22 protein-coding genes are annotated in these 24,113 nt (G+C 71.2%); 12 read left to right on the top strand and 10 right to left on the bottom strand.

Features of this window, described 5'->3' with window-relative positions; translation table 11 throughout:
- Nucleotides 1–22: 22 nt before the first annotated feature.
- Nucleotides 23–325: a hypothetical protein gene (locus ACZ7JA_RS21145; protein ID WP_351664902.1), complete on the top strand. Its 303-nt coding sequence runs from the start codon at nt 23–25 to the stop codon at nt 323–325.
- A gap of 291 nt (nt 326–616) precedes the next feature.
- Here the strand turns inward: ACZ7JA_RS21145 and ACZ7JA_RS21140 are convergent, their stop codons facing one another.
- Complete coding sequence (locus ACZ7JA_RS21140) at nt 617–4,006, bottom strand: S41 family peptidase (protein ID WP_470809710.1); 3,390 nt, start codon at nt 4,004–4,006, stop codon at nt 617–619.
- Nucleotides 4,007–4,194: 188 nt separating this feature from the next.
- On the opposite strand from ACZ7JA_RS21140, the gene ACZ7JA_RS21135 reads away from it, so the two are divergent.
- The 7 genes from ACZ7JA_RS21135 to ACZ7JA_RS21105 all read left to right on the top strand — a co-directional run bounded on the left by ACZ7JA_RS21135 (nt 4,195) and on the right by ACZ7JA_RS21105 (nt 10,436).
- Nucleotides 4,195–4,803: a TetR/AcrR family transcriptional regulator gene (locus ACZ7JA_RS21135; protein WP_389303434.1), complete on the top strand. Its 609-nt coding sequence runs from the start codon at nt 4,195–4,197 to the stop codon at nt 4,801–4,803.
- A gap of 113 nt (nt 4,804–4,916) precedes the next feature.
- Nucleotides 4,917–7,130, top strand: coding sequence for an MMPL family transporter (locus ACZ7JA_RS21130; protein WP_470809708.1), 2,214 nt, complete (start codon nt 4,917–4,919; stop codon nt 7,128–7,130).
- Between the two features lie 149 nt (nt 7,131–7,279).
- Complete coding sequence (locus ACZ7JA_RS21125; RefSeq protein ID WP_470809706.1) at nt 7,280–7,792, top strand: YbaK/EbsC family protein; 513 nt, start codon at nt 7,280–7,282, stop codon at nt 7,790–7,792.
- Nucleotides 7,789–8,634, top strand: coding sequence for an EamA family transporter (locus tag ACZ7JA_RS21120; RefSeq protein WP_389449928.1), 846 nt, complete (start codon nt 7,789–7,791; stop codon nt 8,632–8,634). Before ACZ7JA_RS21125 ends, ACZ7JA_RS21120 begins: the two co-directional genes overlap by 4 nt.
- A gap of 100 nt (nt 8,635–8,734) precedes the next feature.
- Nucleotides 8,735–9,625 carry an NAD(P)-dependent oxidoreductase gene (locus ACZ7JA_RS21115; protein WP_351664890.1) on the top strand — a complete coding sequence of 297 codons (891 nt, stop codon included), beginning with the start codon at nt 8,735–8,737 and terminating at the stop codon, nt 9,623–9,625.
- A gap of 46 nt (nt 9,626–9,671) precedes the next feature.
- A complete protein-coding gene (locus ACZ7JA_RS21110) occupies nt 9,672–10,097 on the top strand; it encodes a PPOX class F420-dependent oxidoreductase (protein WP_351664888.1) in 426 nt (141 codons plus the stop codon).
- A 63-nt stretch (nt 10,098–10,160) separates the two neighbouring features.
- Nucleotides 10,161–10,436 carry a DUF1876 domain-containing protein gene (locus ACZ7JA_RS21105; protein ID WP_351664886.1) on the top strand — a complete coding sequence of 92 codons (276 nt, stop codon included), beginning with the start codon at nt 10,161–10,163 and terminating at the stop codon, nt 10,434–10,436.
- A 13-nt stretch (nt 10,437–10,449) separates the two neighbouring features.
- Here the strand turns inward: ACZ7JA_RS21105 and ACZ7JA_RS21100 are convergent, their stop codons facing one another.
- From ACZ7JA_RS21100 to ACZ7JA_RS21085, 4 genes are all read right to left on the bottom strand, one after another.
- The gene (locus ACZ7JA_RS21100) at nt 10,450–11,619 is read right to left on the bottom strand and encodes a serine hydrolase domain-containing protein (RefSeq protein ID WP_470809703.1); all 1,170 of its coding nucleotides are present in this window, start codon (nt 11,617–11,619) and stop codon (nt 10,450–10,452) included.
- Nucleotides 11,620–11,747: 128 nt separating this feature from the next.
- Entirely contained in the window at nt 11,748–12,512 is a 765-nt protein-coding gene (locus ACZ7JA_RS21095; protein ID WP_450745244.1) for an energy-coupling factor ABC transporter ATP-binding protein, read from the bottom strand.
- The gene (gene cbiQ / locus ACZ7JA_RS21090) at nt 12,500–13,261 is read right to left on the bottom strand and encodes a cobalt ECF transporter T component CbiQ (protein ID WP_351664879.1); all 762 of its coding nucleotides are present in this window, start codon (nt 13,259–13,261) and stop codon (nt 12,500–12,502) included. The genes ACZ7JA_RS21095 and cbiQ overlap by 13 nt, the downstream gene beginning before the upstream one ends.
- A gap of 1 nt (nt 13,262) precedes the next feature.
- On the bottom strand, nt 13,263–14,315 hold the full coding sequence (locus ACZ7JA_RS21085) for an energy-coupling factor ABC transporter permease (protein ID WP_389303450.1): 1,053 nt from the start codon (nt 14,313–14,315) through the stop codon (nt 13,263–13,265).
- A gap of 148 nt (nt 14,316–14,463) precedes the next feature.
- On the opposite strand from ACZ7JA_RS21085, the gene ACZ7JA_RS21080 reads away from it, so the two are divergent.
- Nucleotides 14,464–14,802: an SsgA family sporulation/cell division regulator gene (locus ACZ7JA_RS21080; protein ID WP_351664875.1), complete on the top strand. Its 339-nt coding sequence runs from the start codon at nt 14,464–14,466 to the stop codon at nt 14,800–14,802.
- Nucleotides 14,803–14,818: 16 nt separating this feature from the next.
- Here ACZ7JA_RS21080 and ACZ7JA_RS21075 read toward each other — a convergent pair whose 3' ends face one another.
- The 4 genes from ACZ7JA_RS21075 to ACZ7JA_RS21060 form a co-directional block, all read right to left on the bottom strand.
- On the bottom strand, nt 14,819–16,474 hold the full coding sequence (locus ACZ7JA_RS21075; protein WP_470809699.1) for a penicillin-binding transpeptidase domain-containing protein: 1,656 nt from the start codon (nt 16,472–16,474) through the stop codon (nt 14,819–14,821).
- 95 nt (nt 16,475–16,569) lie between these two features.
- Nucleotides 16,570–18,198 carry a penicillin-binding transpeptidase domain-containing protein gene (locus ACZ7JA_RS21070; protein ID WP_351664871.1) on the bottom strand — a complete coding sequence of 543 codons (1,629 nt, stop codon included), beginning with the start codon at nt 18,196–18,198 and terminating at the stop codon, nt 16,570–16,572.
- A gap of 161 nt (nt 18,199–18,359) precedes the next feature.
- A complete protein-coding gene (gene cpt, locus ACZ7JA_RS21065; RefSeq protein WP_351664869.1) occupies nt 18,360–18,893 on the bottom strand; it encodes a chloramphenicol phosphotransferase CPT in 534 nt (177 codons plus the stop codon).
- A 60-nt stretch (nt 18,894–18,953) separates the two neighbouring features.
- Nucleotides 18,954–19,196: a winged helix-turn-helix domain-containing protein gene (locus ACZ7JA_RS21060; protein WP_470809697.1), complete on the bottom strand. Its 243-nt coding sequence runs from the start codon at nt 19,194–19,196 to the stop codon at nt 18,954–18,956.
- Between the two features lie 509 nt (nt 19,197–19,705).
- Here ACZ7JA_RS21060 and ACZ7JA_RS21055 point away from each other — a divergent pair.
- Together ACZ7JA_RS21055 and ACZ7JA_RS21050 are read left to right on the top strand one after the other, a co-directional pair.
- A complete protein-coding gene (locus tag ACZ7JA_RS21055; RefSeq protein ID WP_470809695.1) occupies nt 19,706–20,023 on the top strand; it encodes a hypothetical protein in 318 nt (105 codons plus the stop codon).
- Between the two features lie 344 nt (nt 20,024–20,367).
- A complete protein-coding gene (locus ACZ7JA_RS21050; RefSeq protein ID WP_470809693.1) occupies nt 20,368–20,907 on the top strand; it encodes a hypothetical protein in 540 nt (179 codons plus the stop codon).
- A 531-nt stretch (nt 20,908–21,438) separates the two neighbouring features.
- Here the strand turns inward: ACZ7JA_RS21050 and ACZ7JA_RS21045 are convergent.
- Nucleotides 21,439–21,972: a hypothetical protein gene (locus ACZ7JA_RS21045; RefSeq protein ID WP_450745233.1), complete on the bottom strand. Its 534-nt coding sequence runs from the start codon at nt 21,970–21,972 to the stop codon at nt 21,439–21,441.
- A gap of 110 nt (nt 21,973–22,082) precedes the next feature.
- Here ACZ7JA_RS21045 and fxsT point away from each other — a divergent pair.
- The coding region (fxsT, locus tag ACZ7JA_RS21040) for an FxSxx-COOH system tetratricopeptide repeat protein (RefSeq protein WP_470809690.1) at nt 22,083–24,113 on the top strand (2,031 nt) is incomplete at its 3' end.

The raw sequence follows: 24,113 nt of genomic DNA, 5'->3' as shown, positions 1-24,113 counted from the left end.
CCCACTTCGGGAGTGAACCCACATGGGTATGAAGGACCAGTTCACCGAGAAGACCAACGACTGGCAGGACCAGGCCCGCGAGAAGGTCGGCCAGGCCCGGGAGAAGGCCGGTCAGGCCACCCGGGAGAAGGCCGGCCAGGCCACCCGGGAGAAGGCGGGCCAGCGCGGCCCGCAGTCCGGTCAGCGCGGCCAGCAGCAGGGTCAGCACGGGCAGCAGCAGGGTCAGCGTGGCCACCAGCAGCCTGAGCGGGGCCGCAACATGCGCGACATCGACGACTCGCAGCGGGAGATGGACGACCGCTTCGACGCCGACTACGACGCGTAACGCTGCGCTGGCTTCGGCTGGTTGGCAGCTTGGGGTGCCCTCCGATTCTTTCGGGGGGCACCCTGCTGTTTTCGGGTGGGGTCGGGGGCGTTGGGGGTTGGGCGGGGTGTCGGGGGTGGGGTGTCGGGTGCGGGTGGGTGGGGGCTTGTCGCGCAGTTCCCCGCGCCCCTGAAAGATCGCGCAGTTCCCCGCGCCCCTGAAAGACTGCGCAGTTCCCCGCGCTCCATAGGACTGCCCAGCTGCCCGTGCCCCTGAAGGCTGCGCGGCCTCCCGCGCCCCTTTGAGCTCTGCTCACGTTCGCTGGGGCCTCGGGGGGAGGGGTGGGCGGGGGGTGTTGGGGACGTCGGTGTAGTCGGGGGGAGTGGCCGCGGGGTTGGTCTCCAGGAGTTCCAGGGCCAGTTGGATGGCGTCGTCCAGTTGGGCGTGGCGGCCCTCGGCCCAGTCGAGGGGGGTGCGCAGGATCTCCAGGTCCGGGGTGACGCCGTGGTTCTCCACGGACCAGCCGTAGGCGTCGAACCAGGCCGCGTTCATCGGGACCGTGATCACCGTGCCGTCGCCGAGCCGGTGCCGGCCGGTCATGCCGACCACGCCGCCCCAGGTGCGCTGGCCGACGACCGGACCCAGCTTGAGCAGCTTGAACGCGGCGGTGATCATGTCGCCGTCGGAGGAGGTCGCCTCGTCGGCGAGGGCCACGATCGGGCCCCGGGGGGCGTTCGAGGTGTACGACACCGGCTGCGCGTTGCGGGTCAGGTCCCAGCCGAGGATCGTGCGGCTCAGGGTCTCGATGACGAGTTCGCTGATGTGCCCGCCCGCGTTGCCGCGCACGTCCACGATGAGCGCCGGCCGGGACACCTCCATGCGCAGGTCCCGGTTGAACTGGGCCCAGCCGGAGCCGCCCATGTCGGGGATGTGCAGGTACCCGCACCGGCCGCCGCTCAACTCCCGGACCACCTCGCGGCGTTTGGCCACCCAGTCCTGGTAGCGCAGCGGCCGCTCGTCGATGAGCGGCATGATGGCGACCCGGCGGGCGCGGCCGGGCTCGCCCGGCGGCGGGGTGAACGTCAGCTCCGTCGTCGTCCCGCCCGAGCCCGCGAGCAGCGGGTACGGCCCGGTCACCGGATCGACCGGGCGGCCGTCCACGTGGGTCAGCACGGCGCCCTCGCGGATGCCCGTGCCGGCCAGCGGCGAGCGCGCCTTGGAGTCGGAGGAGTCGCCGGGCAGGATGCGCTTGACGGCCCAGCCGCCGTCCCGCTCGACCAGGTTGGCGCCGAGCAGGCCCTGCCAGCGCTGGTAGTGGGGCGGCCCCTCGTTGCGCCGGGCCGCGGTGACGTAGGCGTGCGAGGTGCCCAGCTCGCCGAGGACCTCGCGCAGCAGATCGGCGAAGTCGTCGGGGGAGGCGACCTGTTCGACCAGGGGCCGGTACTGGTCCAGCACCCCGTCCCAGTCGATGCCGCACATCCCGGGGTCCCAGAAGTAGGCGCGGATGAGCCGGCCGGCCTCGTCGTAGGCCTGGCGCCACTCGGCGGGCGGGTCGGCGTGGTGCACGATGCGGCGCAGGTCGATCCAGACGGTCGTGTCGGCGTCGCCGGGCTCCGTAGACGGCACCGCGCGCAGGTCGCCCTCGTCGACCACCATCAGCCGGGTCGCGTCCCCGCTCACCGCGAACCAGTCCAGGTGGTCGACCAGTTCGGACTTCTTGGCCTTGGCGATGTTGAAGTACTCGAGGGTGGGCCGGCCGCTGATGTCGGCCGGGTTGGCGAAGGTCTCGCCGAGCGCCCCGGAGATGGGCCAGCGCAGCCAGACCAGGCCCCCGCCGGCCACCGGGTACAGCGCGGAGTACTTGGAGGCGACGACCGGGAACGGGGTCACCCGGTTCTCCAGGCCCTCCACCTCCACGATGACCGCGCCGCTCTCCCCGCCGCCCTCGTCCTCGAGCGGGTCGAGCCCCCCGGCGGCCGGGCGGCCCTCGGGGTTCAGGGCGAACGGGGAGGGGGTCGCGGAGGAGAGCGGGACCAGGTACGGGCGGCAGCCCAGCGGGAAGGACAGGTCGCCGGTGTGGACGTCGTACACCGGGTCGAAGCCGCGCCAGGACAGGAAGGCGAGGTAGCGGCCGTCGCGGGTGAAGACGGGGTTCTCGTCCTCGAAGCGGCCGTTGGTGACGTCCACGATGTGCCGGTCCTTGATGCGGGCCAGCTTGATCTGCCGCAGGGAGCGGCCGATCCCCGGGTGGGACCAGGTGATCCAGGAGCCGTCCGGGGAGAAGGCGAGGTCACGGACGGGCCCGTTGTCGGACCGGACCAACTCGCTCACCCGGCCGTCCGAGCCCGCGGCGGCTCCGCCGCCCGGCTCGCCTGAGCCCCCCGGGCCCTCGCCCGAGTCCCCCGGGCCCTCGCCCGAGTCCCCCGGGCCCTCGCCTGAGTCCCCCGGGCCCTCGTCGGCCGCCCCCGCCCCCGCCGCCTCCGGCTCCGCCTCGTCCGTGACGTCGATCAGCAGCAGCCGTCCGTCGTGGCCGGCGACGGCCAGTCGTTCGCCCAGCGGGTCCGACACCATCTCCAGGACCCGGCCCAGCTCGCCCTGGCCCAGCCGGCGGGTGGCGCGGTCGCCGGAGGCGCGGGGGAGGCGGGCGATCTCCACGGCGTCCTCGCCCTCGGCGTCCGTCACGTACGCCACCTGCCCGGTGGAGCCCAGCATCTCCGGCAGCCGGACCCGGACCCCGGGGGTGTCGGTGATCGTGCGGGACGGGCCGTCCCGGTGCGTGAGCCAGTACAGACTGCCCCGGACCACGACCGCGCTGGCCCGCCCGGTCTCGTCCATGGAGATGCCGTCCACGTGCTGGGCGGCCGGCACCTGGTGCCGGCGGCGCCCCGCGCGCGGGCCGCCGAGCCGGACGTCGAGCCTGCGCGGCACGGCGTCCGGGGCGAAGTCGTCCACGAGCCACAGTTCGCCCGCGCACTGGTAGACCACCCGGTCGCCGTCGCTGGAGGCGTGCCGGGCGTAGAAGGCGTCGTGGTCGGAGTGGCGGCGCAGGTCGGAGCCGTCGTAGGCGCAGGAGTAGAGGTTGCCGACGCCCTCGTGGTCGGAGAGGAAGGCGATCCGGCCGCCGACGAACATCGGGGAGTGCAGATGCCCGCCGATGTCCGGCAGCAGCCGCTGTCCGTGCAGCCAGAGCCGCCCCATGGCGCCGCCCCGGTACCGCTTCCAGGAGGCGGGTTCGTGCGGCGGGGTGCCGGTGAGCAGCAGACTCCTGCGCTCGCCGTCGATGTCGGCGGTCTGGATGTCGGAGACCGGGCCCCAGGGCAGTTTGCGGCCGGGCGCGCCGTCCGTGGTGAGCTTGTAGGCCCAGGTGAAGTAGGAGAAGGGCTCGCCGTGGGAGGTGACGGCGAGGATGTCGCCGTCCGGGGTCCAGCCGCGGACCTGGGTGTCGGCGCTGCCCCAGTACGTGAGCTGCCGCGCGGGTCCGCCGTCGACGTCGACCAGGTGGATCTCGGGCACGAGGCTGCGCCAGCCGGCGTAGGCGATCCGGCGGCCGTCGGGCGAGAAGCGGGGGTGCCCGGTCTTGGCGCGGTCCACGGTCAGCCGCCAGGCCCGGCCCGGGGAGTCCAGGGGTGCCAGCCAGAGGTCGTCCTCGGCCACGAAGCACAACAGGTCGCCGTTGAGGTGGGGCAGGCGCAGATAGCTCACCTCCCCATGCTTTTCCGGTGGCGGGACCCCAGCAACCGGAGCCCGCCGGAGCGGCGCTTCACGGGAATCCGACAGACGTGACCCAGCACACGAACGAAACCGTTTCGTTTCGCTTGCGGCTGGGGTACATTCGTCGTGTACGAAACCGTGTCGTTCAAGCGGACAGCCGCACCGGGAAGGTGAGAGACATGACTGAGACCGCCACCGCGCGTCGCAGTCGGATCACGCCCGAACGCGAGGCCGAGTTGTACGCGGCCGTGCTGGACCTGCTCCGCGAGGTCGGCTACGACGCCCTCACCATGGACGCCGTCGCCGCCCGCACCCGGTCCAGCAAGGCCACGCTCTACCGCCAGTGGGGCGGCAAGGCCGAACTGGTCGTGAGAGCCATCCGGCACGGCAAGCCCGACCGGATCGGCGAGATCGACACGGGCACGCTCCGGGGCGACCTGCACGCGCTGGTCCAGCTCGAGGACGACTGCACCATCGAGCAGAACTCGGCGCTCATGCGGGGCGTCGCCATGGCGATGCACAACAACGCGGATCTGCGCGAGGCCTTCCGGGCCCAGCTCGTGGAGCCGGAGATGTCCGGCTTCCACCAGGTGATCCGGCGGGCGATCGACCGGGGCGAGGTCCGCCAGGACTGCCCCGCGCTCGACTTCCTGCTGCACATGATGGTCGGCGGCTTCGCCACCCGCGCGCTGCTCGACGACCAGCCGCCCACCCGGGCCTTCCTCACCTCGTACATCGACGCCGTGGTCCTCCCCGCCCTCGGCGTCACCACCTCCGGACCACGCTGATCATCCCCTGATCGCTCTCCCCGGCAAGCCCACCATCTGACGTCACCGCTCACGTCGTCGGGCTGATCACCCCTGCCCAGCTGAACCCCACGACTGACCGGGAGTACGCCCTCGTGGCCACGTTCCTCTACAAACTCGGCCGGCTCGCCTTCCGGCGACGGCACTTCGTCGCCCTCGTTTGGGTCGCGCTGCTCACCCTCGCCGGGGTGGGCGCCGCCTCCGCGCCGCCCGCCGGCAGCACCTCCTTCTCCATCCCCGGTACGGAGGCCCAGAAGGCCTTCGACCTGCTGGAACAGCGCTACCCCGGGATGAGCGCCGACGGCGCCACCGCGCGGGTCGTCTTCAAGGCGCCGGACGGCGGCAAGATGACGGACAAGGCGAACAAGGCCACCGTCCGCGAGACGGTGAAGGAGCTGCGCAGCGGCTCCGAGGTCGCCTCCGTCGCCGATCCGTACGCCGGGCACGCCGTCAGCAAGGACGGCTCCGTCGCCTACGCGTCGGTGAAGTACAAGGTCTCCGGCATGGAGCTGGAGGACTCGGCGAAGGACGCCCTGAAGGACGCCGCGCAGGACGCGCGGGACTCCGGGCTGACGGTCGAGATCGGCGGTGACGCGCTGACCGCGACCCCCGAGACCGGCTCCAGCGAGGTCATCGGCATCGCGATCGCCGCCGTCGTCCTCGTCATCACCTTCGGCTCGCTGCTCGCGGCCGGATTCCCGCTGCTGACCGCGATCATCGGCGTCGGCATCGGCGTCTCCACCATCAGCGCGCTGGCGAGCGCCCTCGACCTGGGCTCGACCACCTCCATCCTGGCCTCGATGATCGGCCTCGCCGTCGGCATCGACTACGCCCTGTTCATCGTCTCCCGCTATCGCGCCGAACTCGCTGAGGGCCGCGAGCGCGAGGACGCGGCCGGCCGGGCCGTCGGCACGGCGGGCTCGGCGGTGGTCTTCGCCGGTCTCACCGTCGTCATCGCCCTCGTCGGGCTCTCCGTGGTCAACATCCCGATGCTGACCAAGATGGGCGTCGCCGCGGCCGGCACGGTCGCCGTCGCGGTCCTCATCGCGCTCACCCTCATCCCGGCGCTGCTCGGCTACGCGGGCCGCCGGATCAAGCCGGCCGGCGAGAAGAGCAGGCTGCTCGGCGGCGGCCGGACCCCGAAGAAGCCGGGCCGCCCGAACATGGGCACCCGCTGGGCCAGCTTCGTCGTACGGCGCCCGGTCGCCGTGCTGCTGCTCGGCGTGATCGGCCTGGGCGCGGCCGCCATCCCGGCCGCCTCGCTGGAACTGGGCCTGCCCGACGACGGCTCCCAGCCGGTCTCCACCACCCAGCGGCGCGCCTACGACCTCCTCTCCGAGGGCTTCGGCCCCGGCTTCAACGGCCCCCTGATGGTCGTGGTCGACGCCAAGGACAGCGACCACCCCAAGACGGCCTTCACGAAGGTCGGCGACGAGATCAAGGGCCTGAAGGACGTCGTCACGGTCACCCCGGCCACGCCCAACAAGACCGGCGACACCGCGACGATCACCGTCATCCCGGACTCCAAGCCGTCGTCGGCAACCACCGAGGACCTGGTGCACGCCATCCGGGACAAGGGCGCGGACATCACCTCGGCGACCGACGCGAAGGTGCTGGTCACCGGCTCCACGGCGATGAACATCGACGTCTCGCAGAAGCTCAACGACGCCCTGCTGCCGTACCTCGCCCTCGTGGTCGGACTCGCGTTCCTGCTGCTGATCGTGGTGTTCCGCTCGATCCTCGTCCCGCTGAAGGCGGCCCTCGGCTTCCTGCTCAGCGTGACGGCCGCGCTCGGCGCCGTGGTCGCGGTCTTCCAGTGGGGCTGGCTGTCGGGCCTGATGAACGTGGAGGAGACCGGCCCGGTCATGTCGATGATGCCGATCTTCATGGTCGGCGTGGTCTTCGGACTCGCCATGGACTACGAGGTGTTCCTCGTGACCCGGATGCGCGAGGCCTTCGTCCACGGGGAGAGGCCCCAGCAGGCCGTCGTCACCGGCTTCAAGCACGGGGCGCGCGTGGTCACGGCCGCCGCCGTCATCATGATGGCCGTCTTCTCCGGCTTCATCGGCTCCAGCGAGGCGATGGTGAAGATGATCGGCTTCGGTCTCGCCGTCGCCGTCCTCTTCGACGCGTTCGTCGTCCGCATGGCCATCGTCCCGGCGGTGCTCTCGCTGCTCGGCAAGCGGGCCTGGTGGCTGCCGAAGTGGCTGGACCGGGTGCTGCCCAACGTGGACGTGGAGGGCGACGGACTGCGCACCGACGCCGACCGCCGGGACCCCGACGGGGAGAAGGAGCTGGTACGGGCCTGACGTACCGCTCGGGGAAGACCAGCCGGTGAGGGTTCCGTGGGGACGGGGCTGCCCTCACCGGCTTCTTCCCGTCCGCGGCCGAGGGCGGCGCGGCCGGCCCGGCGGAACCCGTTCGCGTGCGCCCTACAGGCACCGCTAGCGTGCAGGTCATGACGACAGCCGCCACTGACGCCGAAGACACCGGGGCGCACCCCCGTTTCGCCGAGGCCCTGCGCGCCGTCGGCCTCGACGAGGTGCTCGCCCGCGCCCGCCGCTTCCCCGAGGGCACCCGTACGGCCGCCGAGGCCGCGGCCGCGGTCGGGTGCGAGCTGAGCCAGATCTGCAAGTCGCTGCTCTTCGCGGCGGACGGGGTACCGGTCCTGGTGCTGATGGACGGGGCCTCGCGCGTGGACCTGGAACGGGTCCGCGAGGAACTGGGCGCCGCGAAGGTCACCCGGGCCGACGCCGGCCTGGTCCGCGAGACCACCGGGTACGCCATCGGCGGCGTGCCGCCCTTCGGGCACCGCACCCGCACCCGGGTCCTCGCCGACCGCTCCCTGCTCGCGCACGAGCTGGTGTGGGCGGCGGCCGGGAACCCGCACACCGTCTTCCCGATCGAGCCGAAGGCGCTGGTCGCCCACGCGGGCGCCGACCTGGTGGACGTCCGCGAGCAGACCGCGTGACGCCGCTGGTCACCACCGCGGTGCTGCTCGCCGCGGTCACGCACGCGAGCTGGAACGCCATCGCGCACCGGATCACCGACAAGCTGACCGGGTTCACGCTGATCTCCGGCGGCGGCCTGCTGATCGGGCTCGCCATGGCGCTGTTCGTGCCGCTCCCGGCCGGGCCCGCCTGGCCGTACCTGCTCGTGTCGGCGGCCGTGCACATCGCCTACTACGCCCTGCTGATGACCTCCTTCCGGCTCGGCGACTTCGGCCAGGCCTACCCGATCGCCCGCGGCACCGCGCCGCTCGTGGTGACCGTGCTGGCGGCGGTGTTCGCGCACGAGGTCCCCGGGCCGTGGGCGGCGGCCGGGATCGCCGTGTCCTGCGCCGGCCTCACCGGCGTCAGCCTGATGGGGCTGCGCGGCCGCCGGCCCGACTGGGCCGCGATCGGCGCCGCCCTCGCGACCGGTCTGACGATCGCCGGGTACACGGTGCTGGACGGCCTGGGCGTACGCGCCTCCGGGACGCCTCTCGGCTACATCGCCTGGCTGATGGCCGTCCAGGGAGTCGCCATCCCGGCGTACACGTACGCGCGCGTGCGGGGCGACATCGTCCGGCGGCTGCGCCCGTACGCGACGCTCGGCATGTTCGGCGCGGCGCTGTCCGTGGCCGCGTACGCCCTGGTGCTGTGGGCGCAGACCCGGGCCGCGCTCGCGCCCATCGCGGCCCTGCGCGAGTCCTCGATCATCGTCGGCGCGGCCATCGGCGCGGTGTTCTTCAAGGAGCGGTTCGGCGCGCCCCGCATCGCGGCGGCGGGCCTGCTGGTCGTGGGCATCGGGCTGATGCTGCACGCCGGGTAGGGCGGAAAGGAACGGTCGGAAGTGGTGACCCGGGGAAGATGACGTGGGACCACGAGGACGAGGACCCCGGGGTCACGAACCGTACGACAGGGAGCCGTCCATGACCGACAAGCCGACCGTCGCCGTTCTGGGCACCGGCATCATGGGTGCCGCGATGGCCCGCAACATCGCCCGCGCCGGGCTCGGCGTGCGGGCCTGGAACCGCACCAGGGAGAAGGCCGAGCCGCTGGCCTCCGACGGGATCCGGGTCACCGGCACGCCCGCCGAGGCGGTCGAGGGCGCCGACGTCGTCCTGACCATGCTCTACGACGGCAACACCGCCCTGGACGTCATGCGCGAGGCGGCGCCGGCGCTGCGCTCCGGCGCCGTCTGGGCGCAGTGCACCACCGCCGGCACCGAACTCGTCGCCGACCTGGCCGGGTTCGCAGGCGAGCACGGGCTGGTGTTCTACGACGCCCCCGTCCTCGGCACCCGTCAGCCCGCCGAGGCCGGCCAGCTCACCGTGCTGGCCGCCGGGCCGAGGGAGGGCCGGGAGACGCTCGCGCCCGTCTTCGACGCGGTCGGCGTCCGGACCGTGTGGACCGGCGACGACGGGGCCGCGGGCAGCGCCAGCCGGCTGAAGCTGGTCGCCAACAGCTGGGTCCTCGCGGTCACCGCGGCGGCCGGCGAGGCGCTGGCCCTCGCCAAGGCGCTCGACGTGGACCCGCACGACTTCTTCGACCTGATCGAGGGAGGACCGCTCGACATGGGGTACCTGCGCGCCAAGTCCGCCTTGGTGCTGGACGGGAAGCTGACCCCCGCCTCCTTCGCCGTGGGCACCGCGGAGAAGGACGCCCGGCTCATCGTCGAGGCCGGCGAGCAGGGCGGAGTGAGGCTCGACGTCGCCGCCGCGGCCGCCGAGCGGTTCGCCCGCGCCGCCGCCCAGGGCCACGCCGACGAGGACATGGCCGCCGCCTACTTCGCCAGCTTCGACGACAAGCCCGCCGGCTGAGAACCGCGATCCGGCACCGGGACCGAACGAGACCGAGGAGAACACCGTGTCGAAACCGCCGCTGCCGCCCGAGGCCCAGGAACTGCTGCGCCGCCCCAACCCCTGCGTGATGGCCACCGTGCGCTCCGACGGAGCGCCCGTCACCACGGCCACCTGGTACCTGTGGCAGGAGGACGGCCGGGTGCTGGTCAACCTGGACGAGGGCCGGGTCAGGCTGCGCCACCTGCGCCGCGATCCGCGCATCAGCCTCACCGTCCTCGCCGACGGCGACTGGTACACCCACGTCACGTTGATCGGGCGGGTCGCCGAGCTGCGGGACGACGAGGGCCTGGCCGACATCGACCGGCTGTCCGAGCACTACACCGGCAAGCCCTACCCGGAGCGGTCCCGGCCCCGGGTCAGCGCCTACGTCGAGGTCGAGCGCTGGCACGGCTGGGGCGAGTTCAGGGACAGCGACCAGGCCTCCACGTGACGTTCCGCCCGTCCGGGAGCACCCTGGAACCAGCGGGAATCACTGGTTCCGGAGGTGGCCGACATGATGAACACCACGGTGGGATGGCACGTCGAGCTGGAGTTCCAGGAAGACGACACGCACACCCGTGCGGCCGCTCTGGTGCGCCTGCCCGACGGCAGCGAGGTCCGGGCGCACGGGCACGCCAGCCGGCACAACGTCGACTCCAACCAGCCCCGGGTGGGCGAGGAGATAGCGGGCGCCCGTGCTTTGAACGAACTGGCGATGCAGTTGCTGACCAAGGCGCACGGCGAGATCGACGCGGAGTCCGGGCGGACCTCGCACCCGATCCACGTGTGACGCGGCCGGCCGTCTACCCGAGGGCCGCCAGTCCCGCGCGCACCGCCCGGACCAGCGCCTGCGCCCTCGGGTCCGCGGTCACGCTCTTGCGGAAGCCGTTGGTGACGTAGCCGAAGGCGACGCCGGTCTCCGGGTCGGCGAAGGCGAGGGAGCCGCCGCGGCCCGGGTGGCCGAAGGAGCCGGGCGACAGCAGCGGCGAGGCGCTGCCGTGCAGCATGAAGCCGAGGCCGAACCGGGTGCCGACCACGAGGACCCGGTCCGGCCCGGCCGACTGCTCGGCGCGGGCGAGTTCCATGGTCGCCGGGGTGAACAGCCGGGCGCCGCCGTCCACCTCGCCGATGAGCGAGGCGTAGAAGCGGGCCAGACCGTCGGCGGTGGCGATGCCGTTGGAGGCGGGCAGGGCCGCCGCGCGGTAGGCGGGCGCGTTCTCGTCCGGCAGGGGGGTGATCGCGGCGAAGGCGCGGCGGGTGAGGGACTCGGGGTCGGCGTAGGCCTCGGACACGGCCCGCTTGGGGCGGGTCCGCAGGGTGCCGGACGCCTGCGGCGCCTCCACGGGGCCGACCCGGCCGACGCATCCCTGGTCCGCCTCGGGCAGTCCGAGCCACAGTTCGGCGCCGGCGGGCCGGGCGATCTCCTCGGCGATGTACGCGCCCACCGACCGCGCGGTGATCCGCCGGATCAGCTCGCCGGTGAGCCAGCTGTAGGTCTGCGCGTGGTAGCCGTGGTCGGTGCCCGGCTCCCACACCGGCGCCTGGGCGGCGACGGCCGCCGCGCCGAGGTCGGGGTCGGCCGCCTCCTCGGGGGTCAGCGGGCGGTCCAGGACCGGCACCCCGGCCCGGTGCGCGAGCAGGTGCCGTACCAGGGTGCGCTCCTTGCCGGCCGCCTTGTACTCCGGCCAGTACTCGCCGACCGGGGCGTCCAGGTCCAGCTCGCCGCGCTGGTGCAGCAGCAGGAGCGCGGCGGCGGCGACGCCCTTGGTCGCCGAGCGCACGACCTGCGCGGTGCCGGGCGCCCAGGGCGCGGTGCCGTCCACGTCCCGGGTGCCGCCCCACAGGTCGACGACCTTGCGGCCGTGCCGGTACACGGCGACGGCCGCGCCCCGCTCCCCGAGCAGCTCGAAGCCGGCGGCGAACGCCTGCCTGACCGGCTCGAAGCCCTCGGCCACAGTGCCGTGCACGTCCACGTCCGCCGTCCTTTCCGATCGCCTGCGACAGTGGGTGCAACGGGGTCCGCGGACCTGCGATTCCTCGGCGGGACCGGCCCGGCGGAATCGTTACATCGACGTTGCCGCCGCGGGCATGTGCCCAGGGGTCACGTGCCCGCCGTCACGGACCTCGGGTCGAAGCCGAACGGCAGCTCCAGCCGGTGCGCCCGCATCAGCGCGTCGTCGGAGAGCAGCTCGCCGGTGGGGCCGTCCGCCGCGATCACGCCGTCGCTGAGGATCAGCGAGCGCTGGCACAGCTCCATGGCGTACGGCAGGTCGTGCGTGACCATCAGGACGGTGACGTCCAGCGAGCGCAGGATGTCGGCCAGTTCACGCCGGGAGGCCGGATCCAGGTTGGACGAGGGCTCGTCCAGGACCAGGATCTCCGGCTCCATCGCGAGCACGGTGGCGACCGCGACCCGGCGACGCTGCCCGAACGACAGGTGGTGCGGCGGCCGGTCGGCGAAGTCCCCCATGCCGACCAGGTCCAGGGCGGTGCGCACCCGCTCCTCCAGCGCGGCGCCCCTGATCCCGGCGGCCGCCGGGCCGAACGCCACGTCCTCCCGCACCGTCGGCATGAAGAGCTGGTCGTCCGGGTCCTGGAAGACGATGCCGACCTTCTGCCGGATCTCGGCCATGTGCCGCTTGCCGACCGGCATCCCGGCCACGGTCACCGTGCCGGCGCCGCCGCCCAGGATGCCGTTCAGGTGCAGCACGAGGGTGGTCTTGCCGGCGCCGTTCGGGCCGAGCAGCGCGACCCGTTCGCCGCGCGCGACGGAGAAGTCCACGCCGAACAGGGCCTGGTGGCCGTCGGGGTAGGCGAAGGCGAGGCCGGAGACCTCGAGCGAGGCAGGTGCAGTCACAGGATCCATCCCAGCAGACAGACGAGAAGGGCGGCGCAGGGGAGGGTCAGGGCGTGCCGCCACTGGGCCCGGGACGCGGTCACCTCGTCGATGACCGGCATAGAGCCGGCGTACCCCCGGCTGACCATGGCCAGGTGCACCCGCTCCCCGCGCTCGTAGGAGCGGATGAACAGCGCGCCCGCCGACTTGGCGAGCACGCCCCAGTGCCGTACGCCCCGCGCCTCGAAGCCGCGCGACTCCCGGGCGATCCGCATCCTGCGCATCTCGTCCGTGATGACGTCGCCGTAGCGGATCATGAACGAGGCGATCTGCACGAGCAGCGGCGGCAGCTTCAGCCGCTGCAGCCCGAGCAGCAGTTCACGCAGCTCGGTGGTGGCGGCGAGCAGCACCGAGGCGGCGACGCCGAGGGTTCCCTTGGCGAGCACGTTCCAGGCGCCCCACAGCCCGTTGACGCTCAAGGACAGGCCGAGGACCTGCACCCGCTCGCCCTCCGCCACGAACGGCATGAGCACCGCGAAGGCGACGAACGGCACCTCGATCAGCAGCCGCTTCAGCAGGAAGCCGGCGGGCACCCGCGCCAGGCGCGCGACGAGGGCGAGCAGCACGGCGTAGACCGCGAACGCCCACATCGCCTCCCGCGGGGTCGAGACCACGACGACCACGAACGCGAAGGCGGCCGCCAGTTTGGTGTGCGGCGGCAGGGCGTGCACGGGCGAGTGCCCGTGCCGGTAGAGCCGGTGCGCGTGTCCCGCTCCCACGTCAGGCGCCCGTGCTCGCGGTGGAGGCGGGGGAGACGTCCGCGTCGCGGCGCCTGCGCACCGCCCAGAACACCGTGCTTCCGGCGACGACGGTGACGCCGACGCCGATCACGCCCGCGAGGCCGCCGGACAGCCGGGAGTCGGAGACGTCCCTGACGCCGTAGTCGGCGAGCGGGGAGTCGGACGAGGCGTGCTTCTCGGTCTTCTTGTCGATGCCCTGGTCGTGCGCGACCTTCTCCAGGCCGTCGGGGTTCGCCGAGGCGTAGAAGCTCACGAAGCCGGCGAGGACCAGGGAGGTGACCAGGCCGGTCAGCCACAGGGTGCGCCGGGAGGCGCGTGCCGCCACCGGCGCGGTCGGCGCGGGGGCGTCCACCAGCTCGCCGTTCACCCGCAGCCGCAGACGCTGCCGCAGCCCGCGCGCGCCGTGCACCAGGTCAGGGCGCACGGCGACCACGGCGCCCACGGTGAGGGCGGTGATCACGGCCTCGCCGAGGCCGATCAGCACATGGACGCCGATCATCGCGGTCGCCACCTTGCCGATGGAGACGTCGGTGGTGCCGCCCACGGCGTACATGAGCGTGAAGGCGACGGCGGCGGCCGGCACCGAGACCAGCGCGGCGACGAAGGAGGCGACGGTGACCGAGCGCCGCTTGCGGGGCAGCACGGCGAGCAGTCCGCGGAAGACCGCGTAGGACACGACCGTGGTGACGATCGCCATATCGGTGATGTTCACGCCGAGCGCGGTGAGACCGCCGTCCGCGAAGAGAACGCCCTGCATGAGCAGCACGACGGACACGCAGAGCACCCCCGTGAAGGGGCCGACGAGTATCGCGGCGAGCGCTCCTCCGAGCAGATGGCCGCTTGTTCCGGCCGCCACGGGGAAGTTGAGCATCTGTACGGCGAAGATGAACGCGGCCACGAGACCGGCCAGTGGAGCGGTGCGCTCGTCGAGTTCGCGGCGGGCACCCCGCAGGCTCACCGCGATGGCGCCGGCGGCGACCACTCCGGTGACGGCGGAGACAGGGGCGTTGATGAATCCGTCAGGTACGTGCACCGTACGATTTTAGGGCCTTGTTGCGAAGGGTTTGCAAGAGAGACGTAGTTTCCGTCTCCCGGAGGTGCAAATCGGAAAATATGGGACATTAGAGAAGAAGTGGAGGCATAACTCTCGCTTCAGTGACTGAGCGTGAAAGGGCGGTCCGATGTCTGTAGTCGAGCAGTACGCGCGCGCCCATATCGTCACGGACGAGGAGGATCCGGGGGCGGTACCCGTCGTCCTGCGCTACGACCCCGACCGCGATCCACGGTCCGTGCGCATCGGTCTGCCCGGAACGCAGGAGTGGACCTGCTCCCGCGACCTGCTCGAACAGGGCCTGACCGCACCCGCCGCCAGCGGCGACGTACGGGTGTGGCCGTGCGGACGCGTCCAGGCGGTCGTCGAGTTCCACGACGACGGCGGCGTCTCGGTGGTGCAGTTCGAGTCGAAGGCGCTGATCAACTTTCTGCTCCGCACCTACCGGGCCGAACCGGTGGTGAGCTGAGCCGAGCCGGTGGCGCTCAGCTCCCCTGCTTCAGCAGCGCCGCGACGATCGGCCCGGCCGTGTCACCGCCGTGCCCGCCCGCCTGGACGACCCCGGCGGCCGCGAGGTCGCCCCGGTACGCGGTGAACCAGCCGTTGGGCTTCTTCTGCCCGTCGACCTCCGCCGAGCCGGTCTTCGCGCCGTAGTCGGGGCCCAGGCCGGACATGGCCTCGGCGGCGGTGCCGTAGGCCGCCGTGTACCGCATCAGCTCCCGCAACTGGCCCAGCGTCCTGCCGGACAGCGTGCGGGACGCGGTGGCCAGCTTGCGGTGGTCGACGGACGGGGAGACCAGGTACGGCTGGTGGAAGCCGCCCGACTGCACGGTCGCGGCGACCGAGGCCATGTTCAGCGGGTTCATGCGCACCCCGCCCTGGCCGATCAGCGACGCCGCCATCTGCGCCGCCGACTGCACCGGCACCGAGCCGTCGAAGGTCGGCACGCCGATCGCCCAGTTGTTCATGGACAGGCCGAACACCTGCTGGGCCTGCTTGGTCAGGTCGTCGTTCTCCAGCTTCTTCGCCTGGCTGATGAAGGCGGTGTTGCAGGAGCGGGCGAAGCTCGCCTTGAACGTGCCGCCCTTGATCTCGAAGTCGTCGTCGTTGTGGAACTTCCAGCCGCCGTAGGTGAACGTCTTCGGGCACGGGTGCTTCTCGTCCACCGAGGCCAGGCCCTTGTCGATCAGCAGCGACGAGGTGATGACCTTCATCGTGGAGCCGGGCGCCAGCGAGCCCTGGAAGGCGGTGTTGAAGCCGTGCCCGCTGTTGGCGACCGCGAGGATCTCCCCGGTCGAGGGCCGCACGACCACCACCGAGGCCCGGTCCTGCTTGCCGACCTGCCGCTCGGCGGTCGCCTGCAGGGCCGGACTGAGCGTCGTGTGCACGGTCCCCGGCGTGCCCTTGCTCAGCTCCAGCAGCGTCTTGTCGGACAGCTCGGCCGCCTTGGACGCCTTGCCGCGCACCACGCGCAGCTCCACGCCCGCCTTGCCGCCCGCGGTCTTGCCGTACTTCTCGCGCAGTCCGTCCAGCACGGTGCCGAGCGAGGGGAACCGCGCGGCCGTCAGCTCCCCGCCGTCGCGGTCCAGCGCCGTCACCGGCGGGGTGCCGGACGCGCCCGTGACGAGCCGGTCGCCGTCCTTCAGATCCGGGTGGACGACCGAGGAGTGCCAGTCGACCAGCGGTTCGCCGTCGCTCTTGCGCCGCACGACCGTCAGCGAGCTGTCGTAGCCGAGCGGCTTGCCGGTGCTCTTGTACGACACCGTCGCCTTGACCGAGAACGGCACCCTGGCGCCGGCGGCCCTGCCGGGGGTGAGCGTGACGTCCTTCAGGTGGGCGTCCTCGGCGGCGCCGGTGAGCAGTTCCGCCGCGGCGGCCGGGTCGTCGGTGGCTGCCGCGGCCTCGGTCACCCTGCCGTGCTGCCAGGCGGTGAGGAAGCGGGTGGAGGCGGTGCGCACCTCGGCGGCGCTGAGCGGGCCGGTCTTGACGGCCGGGCGGGACGGCCGGTCGTCGGCCGCCGCCCCGCCGCCGTACAGCGCGTAGGCGCCGATCCCGGCACCGCCGACGACCACGGCGATCATCCCGCCGAGCATCACCGGTCTGTTCCTCCGCCGCTCGGCGACGCGCCTTCTCTTGCCCACAGCCCTCAGTTCCTCCGCGCCTTCACCGGCGTTCCCGCGCCCCGCACACCCCAACGACGCCGACCAGCCTAAAGTCCCCGGCCGCGCGGGTGACGTCAGCCCGCGGTCCGTAGCACGCCTGCGACAATCGGCCCGGCCGCGTCGACGCCGTGCCCGCCGTCCTGGACCATCGCGGCGGCGGCCACGTCGTTGCGGTACCCGGCGAACCAACTGTCCGACTTCTCCTGCCCGTCGGACTCGGCCGAACCCGTCTTCGCGCCGATGCTCCCGCCGAGCCCCGACATCACGGTGGCCGCGGTGCCGCTGGTCGCGGTGCGGTTCATCATCGCGCGCAGCTGCTGGACGGTGCTCTGCGACAGTCCGCGGGCGCGGGCCGGCTCCCGGTGGTCCAGGGCCAGCGGCACGATCACCGGCTGCCGGAAGGCGCCGGTCATGGCGGTCGCCGTGACGGAGGCCATGTTCAGCGGGCTCATCTGCACCTGGCCCTGGCCGATGAGACCGGCCGCCGTGTCCGGTCCGCCGGAGGCGGGCACCCGGCCGTCGAAGGACGGCACGCCGATCTTCCAGTCGTTCCGCCCGATGCCGAACCGGTCCTGCGCCTCCTTGGTGAGGCCGTCCACCCCGAGATCGTCGGCGAACTTCACGAACGCCGTGTTGCAGGAGCGGGCGAAGCTCTCCGAGAGGGTGGCGTTCTCGTTCGGCGGCATGTTCTTGAGGTTGTGGAACGTCTGGCTCTGCCAGACGGCGGTCGGCGGGCACGGAGCCTTGCCGTTCGCGCTGGTCAGACCGCTGTCGATGAGGGCCGCCGCGCTGATGATCTTCATGGTGGAGCCGGGCGGGCGGGTGCCGAGCAGGGCCGCGTTGAAGCCGTCCTCACGGTGGTTGGCGACGGCCAGGATCTCGCCGGTGCTGGGCTTCACGGCCACGACGGACGCGTCCGGGTACTTCCGCACGGCCGTCTCCGCCGCCGTCTGCGCGCTCGCGCTGAGCGTGGTGCGCAGTTTGCCGGGCCTGCCCTTGGCCAGGGTGAGCAGGGTGGTGTCGGCCGGGCTCTCCTCGCCGGCCCCCTGGTGGCGTATGACCAGCTCCACGCCGGGCTTGCCGTCCGTCGTGTCGCCGTACCTCTTGCGCAGCTCGTCCAGGACCGGGCCGAGCGAGGGGTACTTCTCCTGCGTCAGCACCTGCCCGTCGCGGTCCACCGCCTCGATCTCGGGCGCCGCGGCCTCACCGGTCGCGAGGGTGTCGCCGGCGCGCAGCCGGGGGTGCACGACGGAGGGCTGCCAGTCGACCAGCGCGCGGTGCGAGGTCTCGCCGCGCACGACGGTGAGCCTGCTCTCGTACTCGAGCGGCCGGGTCTTCCCCTGGTACGACACCGTTGTCCGGACCGTGAACGGCACGGTCGCGCCGGTGGCCGCGCCGGGCGTGACGCGCACCTTGGTGAGGTGCGCGTCGTTCCGGTACGCCGTCAGCAAGTCCCGGGCTTTCTCCGGGAAGTTGGTGTACGACGCGGCCGTCGCGGCGTCCCCCTTCTCCCACGCGGCGAAGAACCTCCCCGTGGTGTCCTTCACCTCGTCCCGGCTGGGCGGCCCGGTCCGGACGGAGGCGGCCCCCGTGCCCCCGTCGCCGCTCAGCGCGGACAGGATGTTGTAGGCGCCGTAACCGGCGCCCCCCAGCATCACCGCGCACACCCCGCCTATGACCCCGGCCTTCACTCCGCTGCGCATCAGGCGCTCCCTCTCCCCGTCACCCCGTTGGGACCTGCCGCGCCCGGAAGTTTCCTGAACGCGTTCAAAAGCAGGCCGCAGCGGAACTGTAAGCGGTTGCCGGGCTGTTGTGGCCGCGGTTGCCGATTGTTGTCCTAACAGAGACGTCGCCGTACGGGCGATCAGCCGACATGTGCGGCAATAGTGCGTGCACACTCCATCGACTCGGCGTGAGTGGTGTCCACTTCGAGGTCGTAGACCACCCCCCTATGCACAAGCTCCGCCTGCGAAGCGGCCATTCCGGCGACCCGGTCACCCCGCGCGACCTCGCGCCCCGCGGCCACACCGGCATCGCACCGGACCCCCACCCACAACACCCCGAGCCCGTCCAGCGCCTTCCGCCAACGCGCCTGCGACTCCGCCCCGCCGAGGAACACCTCGTCCACGACGACCCGGGCCCCCGCCCGCACCATCGCGGCGACGCCCTCGATCCAGGCCGCCTCCAGCTCCCGGAACTCCGCGCCGACGACCACCTCGCCGTCCGCCCCGAACCCGATCCCCCCGTCCCCGGCCCGCATGGACCCCGGCAACGCGTCGACGAACGTGTCCGTCCCGAACGCCAGCCACGCCCCCGGCAGCACCGCCTGAAGACACCGCACGATCCCGGACTTCCCCGAACTGGACCCACCGTTGAGCACGATCACTTGAGTCGTCACGGGGTCACGGTAGGGGGATGGGGCCGGGCCCGAAACGGAATATCGGGGGCGATGGCGCTCTCAGTCGGTGGTCGGCTCAGGGGCCCCGATGACGTACGTCCCCTTTGCGGGCAGGGTCGCGACCAGGCCGCGCTTGCGCAGCTCGACGATGGCCCGCCGCACAGTGCCGATGCTGACGCCGTACAACTCGGTCATCGCGCGCTCCCTGGGCAGGGCTGCGCCCTGCGGCAGCTTGCCGGAGGCGATCTCGCCGGCGATGGCATCCGCAAGCTTGACGTACTCGTAGCGCGGCAGCTCAGTCATGCGTCAACGGTGAAGCATCGCGACGCGCCTCGCAGTGGCGGGACGCAGTCTGCCGCGTTGGGACGCGGCGGGAAGGAGTGGGGTGCAGGGGGACGCAGTTGTCGCTATGGTCATCCATGACAAGACCCCGGCGAGGTGGCAAGACCTCCCGGGGCGCGGCCAACGCTTCCTAGGAGCGCCGACATGCACGACCTTATCCGCCGCCTTGCCCATTGGCTGGTCCTTCTCCTCGGCCCGGGCACCGGGGCCCACCGAGCCGGGGACCCCCGCCCTCCTCGGCCCCTGCCCAGGCGCCCCACCCACTCCCTCCGCCTCCCCATCCACCGCTCGCCGTACTGCCTTCACCTCCCCCTGGACGGCTCTGAATCCCGGCTCGTCCGCCCCTACCTCACGGCCAACGAGCAGGAAAGGGCACGTCAAAGGCATCGCCGCCGCACCCTCGTCCTCGCCGCCGACTTCGGTATCGACCTCGACCAGCACGTGATCGGCGCGGAGAGGACGGCGGCCTGATGGACCCCCGCACCAAGCTCAGGCTGCTCCCCTGGTCGTCACCGGAGGGCAAACCCTGTTTCCTCGCCACCGCCGGCGAGGGCGGTTACCTCTCGCGGCTTGCCGACGAGACGGAGGATCTGCAGCTGGCCGATGGCCTGGAGGTGCTGGTCGCGGCCCGGAAACTGCTCGGTGACCCGCTGTCCCCGAACGTCGAGGTCCGCTACACCGCGATCCGGCTCTCGGAATGCCTGGCCGACGCACTACGCGTAGCCGAGTCCCGCGGCCGCCGCCTTCCCGTGCCGGGCGACGCCGACACCGATGAGAGCCTGCAGTGAGGCGCCACACCGACGGTCCCGCCGGGTGCCCGGCGGCGGCCGGACGGCGTCGACGTGTGCGCGTGTGTCATGCGCCCCCAGCCGTCGGCGTTCGGCTGCGAGAGGCAGCGAGGGAGCGTAGCGTCGAACACGGGGCGGCCTTCGAAGGGAGCCGGCCGACGCGTGCGAACCATCCGTGTCGGAGTGCCTCGGCTGCTCGATCCGCAGCCGCGTCCTGGCGGGAGATCTCCATGCCGAAGCGCGTTACAGCACTTACTGTGTCGCTTGTTACGGCTTCCGCGTTCACTGGCGCGTGGGTCTACGCGACTCCTTATCAGTCTCAAGCACGAGCGGAGTCCGGCCTCATGGTGCAGCAGGCGGACTCGAACACTCTCCGTCCCCTGACGAAGGCCGCGTTCGATGAGGCCTGCAATAACCGGGGGCAGGCCCGGGGCGCTACTCTTGTGGGGACCGGCAGCGACGCGTATTCCATCCGTTGTGTGAACGATGACGGGAGCGCTGACGAGTTCGACCGACCCGAGCAAATTCACCAGCTCGTATCCGAAGCCTGTCAGTTGACCTACCCCGGTGTCAGTGAGATCGACCGCCTGGCGACCATGGGCGAAACGTATACCGGGTGGGAGTGTGCGACGTTCGCCGGGTATGCGGGAAGCCCGGACCTTGAGGGTTGGTGCAAGGCCAAGGGTCTTGATCTCATCAACCGAGAGGACGTCAAATACCCTGCGTACAAATGGTTCTGTGCACACTCGGGGAATTCCGGCGTCGTAGGGATATCTGTCGAGGACGTCTGCAAGTGGCAGTACGGCGAGAACGCCCTGGACCGCGTCTCCAACGTCTACGGGGAAGAGATCGGCGACGCCTGGGACTGCTTCTACGTGAAGTAGGGGCGTATGAGGACGGCCCGGCAACAAGCCGGGCCGCCCTGGTGCGTACGCCCGTCTACACCCACGTGTCCAGCCACATCCGCGATCTCCAGTCGTCGATCGGGATCGCCGTCCCCATGTACAGGGGCCAGAAGTAGATCTGTGAGGTGCAAAAAGTCCGTAAATCTCCCAGTTGGGCCGTGCGACGACGGCCAGCGACGACCGCCAACGGCTGAGGGGGCGCGATCGACGGCCGCGACCCCTCAGGAGGTCTTTCAGCGTTGCCGCTCCAGTGTGAGGACGGCCGCGGAGATCCGATTTACCGGTCAACGGCGGGGAACGATGACGCACCGAGGCGGGCGCAGCCGGATCGTAGAGCGACCACCGAGTTCCGTTTCGGCACGACCTGCCGTTTCCCCCCAGGTGTCCCCCGACGAGATGTGGCACACGGAACGCCACTGGGCCCGCTGTAAATCTGTCGGCAGCTACTGGCAACGGGTGCCCAGCTCACCCGCGATTTGCAGGCGCGCTTGGCTCGCGCCTGGTGGTGCGTCAAGAGCGAGGGCTTGGATAGGCGCCGAGGAGGTTGGGTACGCCGCAGGCGGTGGCGAGGAGGTCGGCATATGAGGCAAGGATGTGACGGGTGTCGTTCAAGGCGGTTCGCAGCTGAGCCGACTCGGGCCAGGCGTGCTCATGGTCGCGAGGAGAGCGGTCCGCTGGGCGGCGGGTCTCCCAGTCCTCCAGGGCGGGGTGCCAAGTGGCCAAGAGCGGGCGGACGCCGTAATTGAGCATCGCCACTGCCAGGTAACCGAAGTTGTACTGACCGTTCCGTTTCGGTTCGGCGATCTGCGGGCCGTGGCGTCGCAGGATCTCCCGGGTGGTCGCGAACAGGGAGTAAAGGCTTGTGAGGGCCTCCCGCAGCAGGCCCTCATTCTCCCGTAGCGGTACCACGGACACTCGGGTGATCAGCTCTACGTAGAGCTCCCAGGCGGCGCGCCGCTCCGCGTCGTTCGGCTCCCAGTTGCCGGCGATCTCAAGCATCGGCAGCTTCAGCCTGACTTCCACGTTCTTCGGCGCCTGGGTCATTTCCCTGCCCCTTCATCTACCAGATCTCGGCGTTCCCTGCCCTGTCCCACGGTATACGCGAGATCATGGCCTGTGCTCCACGTACGAGTCAGGGGATTTGGGGGTCGCCGGTGACCGACATCACGCAACGAATTTTTGTCAGCTATGCAGGCCCGGACCGGGCCTGGGCCGAGTGGGCCAGCTGGCAACTCCAGCAGGCCGGGCACCAGGTTGAGCTGGACCGGTGGCACTGGCGCACCGGAGACGACTTCGTCCAGAAGATGAACCTTGCTCTCGACAGGGCCGATGCGGTGGTGGCCCTGTTTTCCAGGCAATACTTCGTCCCCAAACGATGGACCCGGGAAGAGTGGTCGGCCACCCTGGCCCTGCGGGGGCGTCTCGTTCCTGTGGCGATCGAGCTTCTGGCCGATGACGACATCCCCGCCCTCATGGCCGGGATACTGCGCACAGACGTTCACGGTCTGGACGAGACCGCTGCTACTGCTGCCTTGCTCGAAGCCGTCCACGGACCGGTTGCCCCTACCGATCCGGTCGCCTTCCCCGGTGCCGCATCCGCCAGTGCGACTGCGGAACCTGATACAGAGCGTCCCCGCCTACCCAGCAGCGTCGGCCTGCCGGAGGCGTGGAATGTCCGCCGCCGTAACCCTGATTTCTCCGGCCGTGAGGCTGTATTGAGTGAACTACGTACCAGTCTGCTTACCGGGCGTCAAGCAGTGGTCCAGGCGCTCCACGGCATGGGTGGCATCGGGAAGACTCAGATCGCCTTGGAGTACGCCCACCGCTTCGCCAGCCAGTACGACATCGTGTGGTGGGTCGACGCCGAACAGGCCGACCAGTTGCCCGTCCGCTACACCGAACTCGCCGACCGCCTCGGCATTGCCAAATCCGACGCCGGCTCCGAATCAAACGCCCGTGCTCTTCTCCAGCACTTGCGGACGCGGCACCGCTGGCTTCTCATTCTCGACAACGCTGAACACCCCGACCAGATCGAGCCCTGGCTCCCCGAGGGGCCAGGCCACATTCTGATCACCTCACGCAACCCCGACTGGCTCGGGATCGCTCACCAGAGTGACCTGGACGTGTTCACCCGCACCGACTCCCTGGCCTACCTCAAGAGTCGTATCCCGGGAATGACCACCGAGCACGCTGATCTCCTGGCGCAGGATCTCGGCGACCTACCCCTTGCGCTCGCCCAAGCTGCGGGAGTCCTGCGCAGCGGCATGACCCTGGACCGCTACCGTCAACTTCTGGGCACCAACACCGCACGCCTCCTGCAGGAGAGCGACGTGCGCGACTATCCCGCGTCGTTGGCCGCGACGGTCAACATCGCCGTCGCCCGTCTCGCAGAAGACGGTCACCCCGCCGCGGCCGCCTTGCTCAGTCTCGGCGCATTCCTCGGCCCTGAACCCATTCCTAGCGCCTGGCTAGAGACGTCCCGCTCCTGCCTGGCCAGCATTCCCGGCGATCCAGACGACCCGATGTGGCTCCGCAAGGCCCTCCAGCCCCTTGGTCGGTTCGGACTGGCCCGCACCGATTACGACACCTTCCAGATCCATCGCCTCACCCAGGCCATCGTCCGCACTCAGACGAGTCCTGACCTCGTTGCAGCCATTCACAACGATGTCACTGCTGTCCTCGCAGCAGTGAACCCGGGTGACCCGCGATCTCCGGCCGACTGGCAGGCGTGGGCCTCCCTTACCGCCCACCTCACCGCCCCTCAGGTCACCACCGCCATCGCCGCTCGTCCTGAACTGCGCCCCACACTCACAAAAGCTGCTCACTTCCTAATCCGCAGCGGTCTGCCGCGCGCTGCCCATGACTTCAGCACGGCGCTGCATCAGTCATGGCGTACTGAATTGGGGCTAGACCACCCCGACACCCTCACCTGCGCGCAGTATGTGGGGCACGCGACTGTCAGCTTGGGTGACCTCACCAAAGCTCATTCCTTCATCGAGGACACCTTCTCTCGCCGTCGCCGCGTCCTGGGCGCGGATCATCCCGACACCCTTCACTCTGCGAACGACCTCGCCGTCACCCTGAGCCACCTGGGGGAGTATGCGGAGGCTCGCCGGATGCAGGAGGACGTTCTCACGCGTCGTCGTCGTGTTCTGGGCGAGGATCATCCGGACACCCTCACTTCT

Source organism: Streptomyces sp. NPDC038135 (genome assembly GCF_055601245.1).
Note: the sequence above shows the minus strand (reverse complement) of the source record. Positions and strands in the feature narration are given on the sequence as shown.